Source organism: Micropruina sp., assembly GCF_027492755.1.
Taxonomy (GTDB): Bacteria; Actinomycetota; Actinomycetes; order Propionibacteriales; family Propionibacteriaceae; genus Micropruina.
In genome coordinates, this window is record NZ_JAPUED010000107.1 from 54,437 (window position 1) to 68,989 (window position 14,553).

The 14,553-nt window shown below is 69.8% G+C and carries 10 protein-coding genes; 5 read left to right on the forward strand and 5 right to left on the reverse strand.

What is annotated here, in order from left to right:
* Positions 1-192 precede the first annotated feature (192 nt).
* Positions 193-2,835, forward strand: a complete 2,643-nt coding sequence (locus Q0066_RS07540) for a LuxR C-terminal-related transcriptional regulator (protein WP_298131656.1) — start codon at positions 193-195, stop codon at positions 2,833-2,835.
* Here Q0066_RS07540 and glsA read toward each other — a convergent pair.
* The 3 genes from glsA to Q0066_RS07555 all read right to left on the reverse strand — a co-directional run bounded on the left by glsA (position 2,808) and on the right by Q0066_RS07555 (position 7,339).
* Positions 2,808-3,839, reverse strand: a complete 1,032-nt coding sequence (glsA, locus tag Q0066_RS07545; protein WP_298131658.1) for a glutaminase A — start codon at positions 3,837-3,839, stop codon at positions 2,808-2,810. The two genes, Q0066_RS07540 and glsA, sit on opposite strands and share 28 nt — an antisense overlap.
* 337 nt (positions 3,840-4,176) lie before the next feature.
* Positions 4,177-5,841, reverse strand: a complete 1,665-nt coding sequence (locus Q0066_RS07550; RefSeq protein ID WP_298131659.1) for an AbgT family transporter — start codon at positions 5,839-5,841, stop codon at positions 4,177-4,179.
* A 10-nt stretch (positions 5,842-5,851) separates the two neighbouring features.
* A complete protein-coding gene (locus tag Q0066_RS07555) occupies positions 5,852-7,339 on the reverse strand; it encodes a M17 family peptidase N-terminal domain-containing protein (RefSeq protein ID WP_298131661.1) in 1,488 nt (495 codons plus the stop codon).
* A 198-nt stretch (positions 7,340-7,537) separates the two neighbouring features.
* Between Q0066_RS07555 and Q0066_RS07560 the strand changes: the two genes are divergently transcribed.
* Positions 7,538-8,662 carry an NAD(P)-binding domain-containing protein gene (locus Q0066_RS07560; protein ID WP_298131663.1) on the forward strand — a complete coding sequence of 375 codons (1,125 nt, stop codon included), beginning with the start codon at positions 7,538-7,540 and terminating at the stop codon, positions 8,660-8,662.
* A gap of 3 nt (positions 8,663-8,665) precedes the next feature.
* On the opposite strand, the gene Q0066_RS07565 is transcribed toward Q0066_RS07560, so the two are convergent.
* Together Q0066_RS07565 and Q0066_RS07570 are read right to left on the reverse strand one after the other, a co-directional pair.
* Positions 8,666-9,313, reverse strand: a complete 648-nt coding sequence (locus tag Q0066_RS07565; RefSeq protein WP_298131664.1) for a DUF4203 domain-containing protein — start codon at positions 9,311-9,313, stop codon at positions 8,666-8,668.
* Positions 9,314-9,476: 163 nt separating this feature from the next.
* The gene (locus Q0066_RS07570; protein WP_298131666.1) at positions 9,477-10,187 is read right to left on the reverse strand and encodes a helix-turn-helix domain-containing protein; all 711 of its coding nucleotides are present in this window, start codon (positions 10,185-10,187) and stop codon (positions 9,477-9,479) included.
* 55 nt (positions 10,188-10,242) lie between these two features.
* Here Q0066_RS07570 and Q0066_RS07575 point away from each other — a divergent pair, with 55 nt between their 5' ends.
* From Q0066_RS07575 to Q0066_RS07585, 3 genes are all read left to right on the forward strand, one after another.
* Complete coding sequence (locus tag Q0066_RS07575) at positions 10,243-11,349, forward strand: hypothetical protein (RefSeq protein WP_298131668.1); 1,107 nt, start codon at positions 10,243-10,245, stop codon at positions 11,347-11,349.
* A 59-nt stretch (positions 11,350-11,408) separates the two neighbouring features.
* Positions 11,409-14,231, forward strand: coding sequence for a multicopper oxidase domain-containing protein (locus tag Q0066_RS07580; RefSeq protein ID WP_298131669.1), 2,823 nt, complete (start codon positions 11,409-11,411; stop codon positions 14,229-14,231).
* Between the two features lie 83 nt (positions 14,232-14,314).
* On the forward strand, positions 14,315-14,553 hold a 239-nt coding region (locus Q0066_RS07585), incomplete at its 3' end, for a DUF2249 domain-containing protein (RefSeq protein ID WP_298131671.1).

Sequence of the window (14,553 nt, forward strand, 5' to 3'; positions counted from 1 at the left end):
GGGATTTCCCAAAGCCGGCCCGCCAGCCTGACAACCGCTGGTTAGCTTTCACCATCATGCCGACTGTTGTGAGATAGGTGATCCTGATGGTGTCGATCATCACGCTGTCGGCAACAGCAGTCTCGGCGAGCCCCCCGCTGTCGGTGCTGTGTCATGCCTGAGATGCCGGCGCGTCGATTGTCGGATTCCCGGATGAGGATTCCGGCCGGCTCGGACCTGTTCCTGCATCGGCCGCGGCTGGTCGAGTTGCTGAACCGCGCGGTCGGGCGGCAGGTCACGCTGGTCACCGGACCGGCCGGCACCGGGAAGACCCTGGCCGTTGCCGATTGGTGCCGGCAAGGGACCGCCGGCAGCCCGATCGTCTGGCTGTCGCTTGCGCGCGAGGACTGTCACCCGCCGCGGCTGTGGAAGTCTCTTCTGGACGCGTTGCTGACCGGCCTGGGCCCGGCGGCCTTCCGTGACCTCGAGCTGCCCGACGCGCCGGACGTCGAGATGCTCGGCAGGCTTTTGAGCAACCTGGGCACGTCCCTCATCGTCGTTCTGGACGATCTGCAGGAACTGGACGAGGGCGCCTCGCTCGACTGGCTCGATCAACTATTGCGCTGGCCACCCGACGGCATGCGTTTCGTTCTCATCTCCAGGCACGACCCGCCGATCAACCTGCACCGGCTACGGCTGGAGGACAGATTGACGCAGCTGCAGTTCTCCGACCTGGCGTTCAGCCAGGCCGAGTCGCGCGACGTGCTGGCGATCTGGGGACTGGCCCTGGACGAGCCGGCTCTGGAACGGCTGGTGGACGCCACCGGGGGCTGGATCGCCGCCATTCGGCTAGCGGCGCTGACGTTGAGCGCCTCCGACGATCCCGCGGCGCTGCTGGAACGTTTCGCCGGCCCGACCTTCCTGATCGCCGACTTCCTGTGGCACGACGTGCTCGGCATGCTGCCCGAGGACGAGGCCGAGTTCCTGCTGCGTAGCTCGGTGTCGGCGCGGCTGTGCGGCCCGCTGGCCGCGGCGCTCACCGGTGTCGAGGCGGCCGGTGAGGTGCTGCGGGCGCTCGCGCGCAACCAGTTCCTCACCCACGAACTGGAGGGCACCGGGTGGTACCGCACCCACACGTTGCTGCGGAAGGCGTTGCTGGCCCGGTTGCACACCGACCGGCCGACGCTCGCCCGGGAGCTGCACCGCACCGCGGCGCTGTGGTTCGAGGAGCATCGGGTGTGGGGCGAGGCGGTCGACCATGCGATCTCGTCGGGCGACTGGGATTTCGCCGGCAGGATCATCGCCCGCTCCGGGGTTCCGCTCTGTCTGGGTGCGGACGCGGTCGCCTTCGCCGACCTGATGGCCCGGGTGCCCGAAGCCCACGCCCGCGACCACCCCGAGTTGGCGGTCGGAATGGCATTCGCGGCGGAGAGCCGTGGTGACCGATCGGTCGTCAACAGCTTCCTGGCGCTCGCCGAAACGGGCCTCGGCGAACTTCCGGAACCCCGTCGATCGACCTGCGCGCTGGCCGCCCAGCTGGTGCGTGCCCGGCAGGCCTATGCCGGCTGCGATGCGATCGCGATGAGGCGGTCGATGAACCGGGCCGAACAGCTCCTGACTGCTTTGGGTCCCTCCGATGCCCCGGGGTGGGTGCACCACCAGGCGAGCGTGCGGGCGATGCGCGGGGTCGCCGAGTTGTGGGCGGGCTGGCACGAGGACGCCGGACAGATCCTGCGTTCGGGGCTGGCTTCGGTGCCACCGGACCAGGCGCACGGCGCGGAGTACCTCGGCCTGTCGGGGTTGCTGGCACTGGCAGAGGCCGGGGTCGGTATGTACAGCGCCGCCCGCCGGACGGCGCTATCGACGATCGAGACCGCTCGTGGTTCGGGACGCGCGCACGCAGAGGAGGGCAAATGGGCGTGGCTGGCGCTGGCCTATGTCGACACCTATTCCCTCGGCGAGGACGCCGCGGCAACCATCCGGCAATGCGCGGCGCTGGTCGGCGCCCACCCGTGTCCGTTCTCGGTTGCCCTGCTGCGCATCGTCCAGGCCGCCGCTGACGCGATCGGGGGCGACCTGGCGGGCGCCCGGCGACGGCTTGCCGCCGCCGCTGCCGGACCGGCCGGACGCGGAGGGCTGATCGCCAGCTATCTGGTGAGCTTCCGGGTGATGGTCGAACTCGCCACCGGGAACATCGACCGTGCCCGCGACGTCATGGGTGAATACGACCTGGCCAGCGCGCACGAGACGGCCGCTCCGGCGTCGGCCCGAGCCGACCTGGTCTCGCTGCCGCGCGCGCAACTCCTGCTGACTCTCAACAAACCCGAACAGGTGCGCTCCACCGTGGCGCACCGGCTGGCCGAGGGGGGCGGACGAGGTGCCGGCGCCTGGCTGCTGGTGGCGTTGGCCGAGGAGAAGATGCGGCACGACCTGCTTGCCGCGGAGGCGATGTCCCGTGCCATCGAACTCGCCGCCGCCCAGCGAATGGCGTACCTGTTCCTCCGGCCGACCCCCAATGTGCGGGCGATGCTCCGCCGCCACCTCGTCGTCGACGGCAGCCATCGGGAGTTCGTCGAGGCGGTGCTGGCCCGGGAGGAGGTCACCAGCACCGCAGGCTCCCGCTGCGCGATGGAGCCGCTCACCGAACGGGAGAGGTCCGTGCTGATCTACCTTCCGACGATGGCCGCCAACATCGAGATCGCGGACGCGTTGAGCATCTCGGAGAACACCGTCAAGCAACATCTGAAGTCGATCTACCGCAAACTCGGAGTGCACAACCGACGAGAGGCTGCGCGAGCAGCCCGTGACCACGGATTGACAGCACTGGCTCAGCTGTCTGACCCCGTCGGCCGGTGACGGGTGGCCCGGGGGTGGGAGCCCAACAGGTCGAGCCCGAGCGCGCGGGAGAGGTCACGGGCGACCAGCGCGCCCCGGACGCTGTTGCCGGCTTCGTCCAGGGCCGGCGAGAAGGTACCGAGCCCGCCCTTGCCGGGTGAGATGGTGACCAGTCCGCCGCCGATGCCGCTCTTGCCCGGCTGACCGACCTGATAGAGCCAGTCGCCGGACGTCTCGTACAGTCCGGCCGTGACCATCACCGCCAGCACGTGGTGGCACAGCTCATCGGCGATCACCCGCTCGCCGGTCACCGGGTTCACCCCGCCGTTGGCCAGCGTGGCCCCCATGGTCGCCAGGTCCCGTGCGGTGACCCGCAGGCAGCTCTGCCGGGTGTACAGGTCGAGCGCGAGCGCGGGCTCACAACCGAGCAGGCCGCGCGCCTCGAGCAACTGGGTGGCGGCCCGGTTGACCAGATTCGTCCGGGACGCGCACTCGTAGACCTCCTCGTCCACCTGCAATTCGCGGCCGGCGAAGCCGGCCAGGCCCGCGGCCAGGTGCTCCCACTTCCGTTCGCCGTCCCCAGGCAGCAGGCTGACCGTGGCGATGGCGCCCGGGTTCACCATCGGATTCGTCCGGCCGTCCACCGAGCGTTCGACGGCGGTCAGCGAGTTGAAGCTGAGCCCGGTGGCGTTCGTACCGATCCGTTGCCGAGCCTGCTCGGGCCCGAGGTGGGCGAGCAGCAGGGCGAAGGTGAACGGCTTGGCGACGCTCATCAGGGTGAACGGCACCTCGGCATCGCCGACGACGATCGCGGCGTCGTCGACCGGCACCACGCAGATGCCGAAGAGGGCCGCGTCCGCTCTGGCCAGCGCGGGGTAGACCGGTGAAACCGCGCCGTCGTTCACCTGCCGGTAGCGGGCGTGGGCCCGCTGCATCAGGGCGGTGATCCGGGCCCGCTCGGGCAGCCGTCCGGACGAGACGAACGGCACGTCCGAGCCGTCGAGCTGGTCGCTGTTGGTGCTCATCGTCTGTTCAGCGTGCCTGCCGCCCTTAGCCGGCAGATCCCCCGCCGGGGGTAGTCCGCGCCCGGTCGCCGGATGGCCCAATGACCCCCCAACCGGGCGGCGTGGTCACCCGTGCTCGCGCCGGCGAGTCGCTCGCCGAGACCAGCGTGATCTGCTTCTGGAAACCGAGCAGGGGTAGCGAACGGAGGTGGACCGAGGGGACAGACCCCTCGGTCCACATTCGCACCGCGCATCCCAGTGGACACTGGGACTTCCTTGACACCAGTCGGGCCCTCGTCCGCCGGGATCCCCGGGTGAGCCGGAGATGATGAGGGGGTCCCCGATGATGCCGTAACGATCAGGGAACGTTCGGCGGGTAGCCCGGGCCGAGCGGAATGCCCAGCAGGAACCAGGCGATGAACAACACCGTCCAGGCCACCAGGATCACGCCGGAGTAGGGCAGCATCAGCGCGACCACCGTCCCGATGCCGGCCTTCTTCTGATAGCGCTGTGCCACCGTCACGATGAACGGCAGATAGACCATCAGCGGGGTCAGCGCGTTCACCGGGGAATCGGCGACGCGATAGGCCGCCAACAGGGTCTGCGGTGCCACTCCGAGCCTGATGAACAGCGGCACGAAGATCGGTGCGAAGATCGCCCACTTCGGCAGCGAGCCCGGCATGATGAAATCGAGCAGCACGATCACCAGAATGAACCCGATCAGCAACGGGACCGCTCCGATATTGGCCTGCTCCAGCAATTCGGCCAGTGAGCCAGCAATGACCGGCGGCAGATTCGACCAGTTGAACAGGGCGATGAACTGGCTGATCATCATCAGCATCAAAACCATGCCGCCGAGGCCGGCAAAGGTTTTGGTGATCGCGGTGATGACGTCGCCGCTGCCCTTCATCGTCTTCGCGCCGATGCCGTAGCAGATGCCCGAGACCAGGAACGCCAGCATGATGATGAACAGCAGGCTGTCCATGAACGGGGTCTGGCCGATGATGTTGCCGTTTTCCGGATCCCGCAGTGGTGCTCCGGGCGGGGCGGTGATCGCGACCACGATGGCGACGACCGAGAGGAATCCGAACAGCGCCATCCGATTGCCCCGCTTGTCGTCCTCGGGGCTGATCGCGGCGACCTCCTCGGCGTGGGCGGCGGTCTTCTCATCCGGCTCCCAGGGGCCCAGTCGCGGTTCGACGAGCCGTTCGGTGACCAGCGCCGCGACGAAAGCCATGATCAGCGAGGACGCGATCATGAACCAGTAGTTGGCCACGATGCTGATCGGCTGGCCACCCGTCACTTCGATCGCCTCGTTGGCGATCTCGGTGATCATGGCGTCGATCGGCGTCGGTATCAGGTTGACCATGAAGATGGTCGCCACGCCGGCGAAGCCGGTCGCCAGCCCGGCCAGCGGGTGCCGTCCGATGCTTGCGAAGGCAGCTGCCGACAGCGGGATCAGAATCAGGTAGCCGGCGTCCGACGCGGCCGACGAAAGCACACCGGTCAGAACCAGAATGAAGGTCAGCGCCCATTTCGGTGCGGCCCGCACCAGTTTGCGGATCAATGAACCCAGCAGTCCCGATTCCTCGGCGACGCCGGCACCCATCATCGCCACGAAGGTCACGCCGATCACGGCAAAGCCGGCGAAGTTGTTCACGAAGGACGAGAAGATGAATCGAATGCCCTCGATCGAGATCAAGCTCTTGATCGGAATGACCTGCTCGACGATCTTCCACTCGTCGGGATGGTCCGGTGCCGAGACGGTGGGCAGCGTGCTGTCCTCGAAGTAGTCGTATTCGGCACCGGAGCCGACCGGGACGACAACCTCCTCGGTCACGCTCACTCCGGCCAGCTGCAGACCCCAGGAGAGCACGATGATGAAGAGGATCAGATAGGCGAACATCAACGCCGGATGCGGCACCTTGTTGCCGATCCGCTCCACCGCGCCGAGGATTCCCTTCTGGCCCTCCTCGGCCGGGGTGTCGGCGGTCGCTTCCGCCGAATTGTCGGTGTTGCTCATGTCGGCCCCCTCACTCAGCCCGGAAGTTCAGCGCGACGTCGATCAGCAGCCGGGCGCCGAAGCCGGTGGGACCGTGGTTGATCCACTTCTTGGCGGCGCCCGATTGCGCTGTTCCGGCGATATCGATATGCACCCACGGCTTGCCGGCGACGAACTCCTCCAGGAACAGTGCCGCGGTGATGCTGCCGGCGTTGACCCCGCCCAGGTTGCGCAGGTCGGCGATCGGCGAGTTGAGTTCGGCGCGATAGCGATGGGCCAGCGGCAGTTCCCACACCGGCTCATCGACCCGCTCAGCCGCCGTCTTCACCTGGTCGAGCAACCCGGTGTTGTTGCCCATCACGGCGGCGATCTCGGTGCCGAGGGCACGCATCGCCGCGCCGGTGAGGGTCGCGATGTCGATGATCGCGTCCACCGGCTCTTCAGTGGCCAGAACGAGGGCGTCGGCCATCACCATCCGCCCCTCGGCGTCGGTGTTGATCACCTCGACCGTCTTGCCGCCGCGCATCACCACGATGTCTCCGAGGCGCAGGGCCGAGCCCGAGGGCATGTTGTCGGTGCACATCAGGTAGCCGGTGACCTGGGCGCGGCAACCGAGGGCACGCAGCGCGGTCATTGCGCCGAGGATGGCGGCCGCACCCGTCATGTCGTTCTTCATGGTGGCGTGCACCTCGTCGCCGGGCTTGAGCGCCAGGCCGCCGGCGTCGTACATGATGCCCTTGCCGACCAGGGTGAGCTTTCCGGTCGGCTCGCCCTCGGGGCGATAGACCATCTTGATCATCGCCGGCGGCTCGACGCTGCCCAGATTGATGCCGAGGAGTCCGCCGCAGCCCAGCTCGATCAGCGCCTGCTCGTCGAAGATCTCCACCTCGAGGCCGGCCTGCGGACACAGTTCGGCGGCAACGCCGGCCAGCTTGGTGGCGGTCAGGATTCCGCCCGGGGTGCCGGCCAGGTCACGAGCCAGTTTGGCGGCCTTGACGATCTCCAGCCCGCGGGCCAGCCCGGCCCGGGCGTCGTCCACGGCGTCCTCGCCGACGATGAGATCAAGGGAAGCCAGCCGGGCCTCGGGCCCGTCTTCGCCGATCCGGTACACGTAGCGGGCGAGGGAGGCGCCCTCGAGGGCGGCGGCCGCCGCCTCAGCGGTGGGCACATCGGCCCGCGGCAGGACCAGAGCCAGCTTCTCCTGTGACGGCACCGCGCGGGCGAGGTGGGAGGCCAGGTCGCGCAGCACCGTGGTCGTCAGTGCATCGGCGTCGCCGCCGCCGACCAGCACGTCCACCGGCCCCTCCGCGCTGGTCAGCACCAGCGTCTGGCCGGGTTTGCCGGTGAATCCGAGGGCGGCGGCGCGCTCGGCGGACAAGCCCGTCCGTGCCTCGGGAGCTTCGCCGTCGAAGACGATGTGGCCGACCGCGCCGGCGTCGGACGGGGCGGTCGCGGCAGCACCCACTCGGAGGGTGCGCTGTGGAAGTGCGAACGGAGGATACGGAGCAGCGTGGGTCATCGGGATTCCTTCTCTGGCGCCGGGCAGGCAAGTTCACATCTCGGTCAGTGTGAGCCGGGCCGGGCCGGCCCAAATCCCCCGCCAGGGGTAGTCGGGTGCGCGAGGCCGGCACGGTGCCGGGGCTGGGCGTCGGCAGCCCGGAAGGACCGGGCGGCTACGGTGGCCGGGAGTGCCGGGCGCCAGAGAGGAAGCTGACCGATGACGCTTCTGCCGACAGCGGGCGATCGGCGGGCTGATCCCGGCGTCCGCGCCGTGACAGTGCTGGTGATCGGCGCGGGGCAGGCGGGCCTCTCGGCCGGCTACCACTTGACTCGCCGCGGCTACCGCAGCGCGCTCGACGACCCGGACGCCGACCACAGCTTCGTGATGCTGGACGCCGAGTCGGCGCCCGGCGGAGCCTGGCAGCACCGCTGGGAATCGCTCCGGATGGCGACGGTGAACGGCATCTTCGACCTGCCCGGCTTCCCGAAACCTCCGATCGACCCGAACGAACCCAGCCGCACGGCGGTGCCGCGCTACTTCGCCGCCTACGAGCAGAAGATGGCGCTGCCGATCCTGCGTCCGGTCACGGTGAGCGCGGTGACTCGCGCGGACGCCGACCCTGAGGGTGACCTGCTGGTCGACAGCAGCGCGGGCCGGTGGCGCGTCCGGGCGCTGATCAACGCCACCGGCACCTGGACCAACCCGGTGCTGCCGTCCTATCCGGGACAGGGCGGTTTCCGTGGGCGGCAGTTGCACACTCGCGATTACCTCGACGCCGGCGAGTTCGCGGGGCAGCGGGTGGCCATCGTCGGCGGTGGCATCTCGGCCATCCAGCAACTCGAGGAGATCTCCCGGGTGGCGAGCGTGTACTGGTACACCCGCCGCGAACCGGTGTTCCGCGACGGCGAGTTCCGTCCCGAGATGGAGGGCCGCGCGATCATCGCCAAGGTCACCGCCGACGCCGAGGCCGGCAATCCCACCGGCAGCGTCGTCTCCTACACGGGTCTGCCCTGGTTGCCGTACGCGGTCGCGGCCCGCGAGCGCGGGGTGTTGAATCGGCGCCCGATGTTCACCGCGATCGAGCCGGACGGCGTCCGCGAGGCCGACGGCAGCTTCACCCCGGTGGACGTCATCCTGTGGGCGACCGGCTTCCGGCCCGACCTGAGGCACCTCGACCCGCTCGGACTACGCAATTCGCGTGGCGGCATCGCCGTCCATGGCACCGAGGTGGTCGCCGACCCGCGCATTCAGCTGATCGGGTTCGGCCCTTCCCAGTCCACCGTGGGTGCCAACCGCGCCGGACGCGAAGCCGTCCGCCGGATCAACGCCCGCCTCGGCTGAACCTCAGTGCGCGGGCGCGACCAGGCGCGACGAGCCCCACTGCTGACGCATCGAACGATGGCGGCCCGAGATGGCCCGCAGTTGGCTGATCAGACCCAGGACGGCGAGCGCGAGGTACAGCACCGTCCACCCGATGCCGCCGGGGATCTGGGTGAAGCCCTGGCTGGTCAGCCGATCGAGAGTCATCGCCCCGACCAGCATCGCCACCCCGGAGGTGGCGACGCTTGCGCCGGCCAGCGCGGTCAGCACCACCAGCAGGACGGCGGGCAGGTTGGTGGTGACGGCCAGGATCGCGAGCAGAACGCCGGCGATGACGCCCACGGTCAGGGTGAGGAACGAGGAGGCCGAACTGACCATCGCCATCACGCTGGTGCCGAGGGTGAAGCCGATGCCTGCCATCCCGATGATCACGGCCAGTTGGTAGGAGAAGTAGGCCAGTAGCCCGAACAGCACCGCGCCGACTATTCCGGCCAGCCAGCTGAGGGCGACCTGCCCGGCGCCGCTGGAGTTGCCGGCGAACAGCCCGAAGCCCAGCATGAAGCCGGCGAATGCGCCGAACAGGCTGATGACCAGGCGCATCGTCACATACCCGCGGAAGCACAGCAGCGCTCCGATGAGGACGGCGATGATGCCCACGACGATGACGTCCATGATCGGTAACCCCTCCCGCGCCCCGGGCGCTGCGAACCAACGGCTTCCATCATGACCGGGCCACACAACTGCACCCCGAGGCTGTCGTCGGCCCCCTCGTCATCCCGGACTTGATCCGGGATCTCTCCCACTTGAGCTTGAGAGCCCGGGATGACGTGGATGATCAGCGCTTCCCTTGACGAGAGTCCGAGACGGGACGCAGCACGCAGGCGCCCGGGCGGGCGAACGGCAGCAGCCGGAGCGGGTCGTCCGACAACTCGTCGATCAGGCCCTGGTGAATGCTGCAGACCACCTGCGGAAGCTGCCGGGCGGTCGCCAGCAGGGGACAGGTGCGCAGCTCGATGCCGTCGTCACAGGTCCGCGGGGTGAAGCCCTGCGCGGCCAGCGTGGCGAGCAGTCCGGCGTCCGCGTGCCGCAGCCGGCGGCCCCAGCGCCTGCCGAGTTCCCGGGCGGCGGCCACCGGTTCGGGACCGGTGGCGAACTGCTCGGCCAGTGCCGCGACGAGCGCCGAACTGCCGTCCCAGGTGTCGTCCTGGCCGGCGACCTGGAGGCCGGCGACAGTGGCCCGGTAGGCCCGGGGTGGACGTCCGCGGCCGCCGGTCGGTGCCGGCTCCTCCACCGCGAAACCCTCGCTGACCAGGTGTTCCAGGTGCATCCGGACGCTATTGGGATGGCCGCCCAGCTCGGCGGTCAAGGCGGTGATGGTGACCGGTCCCTCGGCGGCGGCGAGGCTGCGCAGCACCCGCAGCGCCGCGTCGCGGGGACGATCGGTGCGAGCCGGCTGCGGGCCCAGCCCGACTGTGGACGCCGCGGCTTGGGTGGGATCCGTGGCCGTCGGTTGGTCGCCGTCCGGGATCGGCGCCGATGTGCTCATGGCCGCATCCTAGTGCTACTTTTTCCATATAAACATGGAGAAAATGCGAGGATCTGTGTCCCACACCGCTCCGCCCCGTCCGCGGGCCGCCGCGCCGTCCGGACGCCGTGGCGGCGCCCGCGGACGGCTGCTGCTGATGGTCCTCGGCGGGGTCTGCCTGCTCAGCGGGCTGAACGCCGGCCTGATCCGGCTCGAGGTGTGGGCGCCGGTCACCTCGGACCGGCTAGGCGATGTGCACGGCCTGGTCATGGTGCTCGGCTTCCTCGGCACGTTGATCTCGCTGGAACGCGCGCAGTCCCTGGGGCAGCCGTGGGGCTACCTGGCCCCGGCGCTGTACGGGGCGGGTGGACTCGCGCTGCTGACCCCCGCACCGATGCTGCTCGGACAACTGCTGCTGATCGAGGCCGGCGTGCTGTTCGTCGCGATCTATCTGGCCTTGTGGCGACGCGCACCGCGGCCCTTGGTCGCCATCCAGGTGCTCTCGGCGGTGCTGGCGCTCGGCGCGGTGGTGGTCGCCACCCTCGCCGATGTCACCGTCGCGCTGCCCTGGCTGGCCGGCTTCGTGGTGCTCACCATCGCCGCCGAACGGGCCGAACTCGCCCAACTGGCGATGGGGCCTCGTGCCGACTCCGAACTGCTCGGCCTGGCCGGCGCGCTCACGCTGGCGATTATGGCTGCATTGACGTTGCCCGTGATCGGTCCGCGGCTGGTGGGTGTCGCGCTGCTGGCGATCGCGGTGTGGCTGCTGGCGCACGATGTGGTGCGGCGGCAGTTGCGGCTGTCCGGCCAGCACCGGTACCTGGCGGTCGCGTTGCTCGCCGGCTATCTGAATCTGGCTCTGGCGGGTGCGGTTCTGGCTTGGTCTGGCTTGAGTACCGGGCGGGCCAGCTACGACGTGGTGGTGCATGGCGTCTTCCTCGGTTTCGCGCTGTCGATGGTGATGGCGCATGCGCCGGTGATCCTGCCGGCCGTGCTCGGGCGGGCGTTGCCGTACCGGCGGGTGCTGTGGCTGCCACTCGGGTTGCTGCACGCCGGCCTGGTGCTGCGCTTCGCCGGCGCATTGGGCGGCTGGGACGTGGCCTGGCAGGTCGGCGGTGTGGTGACGGTGCTCGCCCTGCTCGTCTTCATGGTCACCGCGATCACCCTGGTGGTGCGGCGATGAACGACGCGAACGGAACCGGTCCCGGCGAGCCGAGCGGACTCGGCCCTGGGGCACCAAGGATGTCCGGCGGTGGGGGGCCGTCGCCGGATGGGGGGAAGGGACACGGTCGTCCGGCCGGGCCCGGTGATCGACAGCGCGGTGGGCCGGGGGCCCGCGGCGCAGTCACCGGACGCCCGGTCGGACGCCGACGCTCCCGTCTGCGCGACCTGCCGCTGATCGGCTGGCTCGCGGCGGCCGTGGTGATCGCCGTCGCCCATCGTGGGCTGCCGGACGCCAACTGGCTGATGCTGCACCTGGTGCTGCTCGGCGCGCTCACCCACGCCATCGTGGTGTGGAGCTTCCACTTCGCGCAGACACTGTTGCGCTCGCCGGCGTCCGAGATCGAAGCGGCCCGGCACAACCAGCGGCTCGGGCTGCTCACCCTCGGTGCGGCGGCGGTGCTGATCGGGGTGCCGACCACCTGGTGGCCGCTCACTCTTGTTGGCGGCCTCCTGGTCGCAGGTGCGGTCGGCTGGCATGGGCTGGTGCTGTGGGGCATGATGCGCCGGGCGCTGCCGGCCCGGTTCCGGGTGACCGTCCGGTACTACCTGGGCGCCGCGGCGTCACTGCTTGTCGGCGTGACCTTCGGGGTGTTGCTGGCGCTGGGCTGGGAGGATCCCTGGCACGGCCGGCTGTTGGTGGCGCACGCCTTGGCGAACGTGCTGGGCTGGGTCGGGCTGACCCTGACCGGCACTCTGCTCACCCTGTGGCCGACCATGCTGCGCACCCGGATGGACGACGTCGCCGAACGCTGGACGCAGCAGGCGCTGCCGCTGTTCGGCGCCGCCATCGCGGTGTCTGTCGGGGGTGCGCTGGCCGGGTTGAGCTGGCTTTCCGCCGCTGGGGTAGGCCTCTACCTGGTGGCGATCGGGCTGTGGGGACGCGGGTTGTGGCGTCCGGCCCGGACTCGTCCGCCGCGCGAGTTCGCGTCCGCTTCCGTGGCTGTCGCACTGGTCTGGTTGGTGATCGGGCTGGGCTGGGCAGGGTGGCTGCTGGCCACCGCGGCGGACTGGACGGCGGTGCGTGAGGGTTTCATCTGGCCGGCCGCGGTGCTGGGTGCCGGGTTCGCCGTCCAGGTGTTGTCCGGTGCGCTGTCGTATCTATTGCCGTCGGTGTTGGGCGGCGGTCCCAGTGTCGTCCGGGCCGGACAGCAATGGTTCAACCGAGCCGGCTCGTTCCGGCTGATCGCGATCAACGGCGGGCTGCTGCTGTGGCTGCTGCCCAGCCCGAGTTGGGTGAAGGTGACCGGGTCGCTGCTCGCGCTCGGCGCGGCCGCCGCGTTCCTGCCGCTGATGATCCTCGGGCTGAAGGCGAGCATCGCCGCCCGGCGTGAGCTGGCTGCGGCAGCGGCGTCCGGTGCCGAACGGACGCCGGGCGCGGCTTCGGCGGAGTCTCAATCCGGTGCGGCAGCTTCGGCGGCTCGTCCGGGCGGTTCGAGGGGTGCCCGGCGTCCGGAACCCGAGCGACCCACCATCTTCACCGCCGGCCAACTGATCGCCGGTTTGACCGCGTTGGCTACGGCAGTCGTCGTCGGCGTGGGCGTCGATCCGAGTGCGGCCGGGGCTGCGGGACCGGCGCCGGCCGCGTCCGTCGCGGTGCAGCCGACCGGCAACGTGGTGCGCATCGAGGTCGTCATGGGTGACATGAAGTTCACCCCGTCCAGCGTCACCGTGCGGGCCGGCGATCGCCTGGTGCTCGACCTGGTCAACGCCGACAGCACCACCCACGACGTGGTGATCGGCGACGCCCGCAGCTCGCGGATCGGCCCCGGCAAGCGCACCGAGTTGGACGCCGGCGTGATCGGCGCCAGCGTGCAGGGCTATTGCACGGTCGCCGGACATCGGCAGATGGGCATGGTGTTCGACGTCGTCGTCGAGGGTTCGGCGCCGGGCGCGCAGCCGTCGGCGTCCGTTCCGGGGCATGAGCACGGGCAGGCGAGCCCCGCTCCTGAGGCGAGTCTGGCGTCCGATCAGGTCGTCGATCCGGTGCTGCCGCCGCTCACCGATGAACGCGTCCACCGGTTGACGCTCACCATGACCGAGGTGCCGCTGCAGGTGGCGCCCGGCATCTGGCAGCGGCGCTGGACCTACAACGGACGTCCGATCGGTCCGACGCTGCATGGCCGGGTCGGCGACGTGTTCGACATCACCCTGGTCAACGACGGCTCGATGGGGCATTCGATCGACTTCCACGCCGGCTCGCTGGCGCCGGACCGTCCGATGCGCACCATCGAACCCGGCGAGCGGCTGACCTACCGGTTCACCGCGACCAAGGCGGGCGTGTGGATGTACCACTGCTCGACGCACCCGATGAGCGCCCACATCGCCGCCGGAATGGCCGGCGCGGTGGTGATCGAACCCGAGGGACTGCCGAAGGTCGACCGTTCGTACGTGCTGGTGCAGTCCGAGGCGTACCTGGCCGATCATGCGACGACACCGGAGGCTGCGACCGAAGTGGACGCCGACGCGGTCGGTTCGCGCAACCCTGACTACGTCACCTTCAACGGCGTCGCCAACGGCTACGACCAGCACCGACTCGCCGCCCGAGTCGGGGAGCGCGTCCGGTTCTGGGTGCTGGACGCCGGACCCAACCGGCCGAGCAGCTTCCACATCGTCGGCGCCCAGTTCGACACCGTGTTCAGCGAGGGCAGCTACCTGCTCAAACGCGGACGAGACGCGTTCGGCGACCGCAACGGCGGCGCCCAGGCGCTCGGTCTGCAACCCGCCCAGGGCGGCTTCGTCGAGACCGTCTTCCCCGAGGCCGGCAACTACGCGCTGGTCAGCCACGTCATGTCGGACGCCGAACGCGGCGCCCACGGCTTCGTCCACGTCACCGGCGGTTGAGCATGTCCCACCCACCCCCACCGCCGGTTGAGCTTGTCGAAACCCCTGAACTGTCCCAGAAACCACCACCACAAGGAGGAACGATGACCAACAACATCGAGATCAAGACCGCGGGCGGCTGCGGCTGCGGCGGCCATGACGCCGAGGCGCCGGTGCTCGACGTCCGGCCGATCCCGCACGCGATCCGGCACGCCACCGTGTTCGGCGCCTTCGACGCCATCGCCCCCGGCCAGGCGCTGGTGCTGATCGCCCCCCACAACCCGCTGCCGCTGCTCGGCCAGCTCGCCGAGCGGGCCCGGATCGACGTCCAGTACCTGGTCGA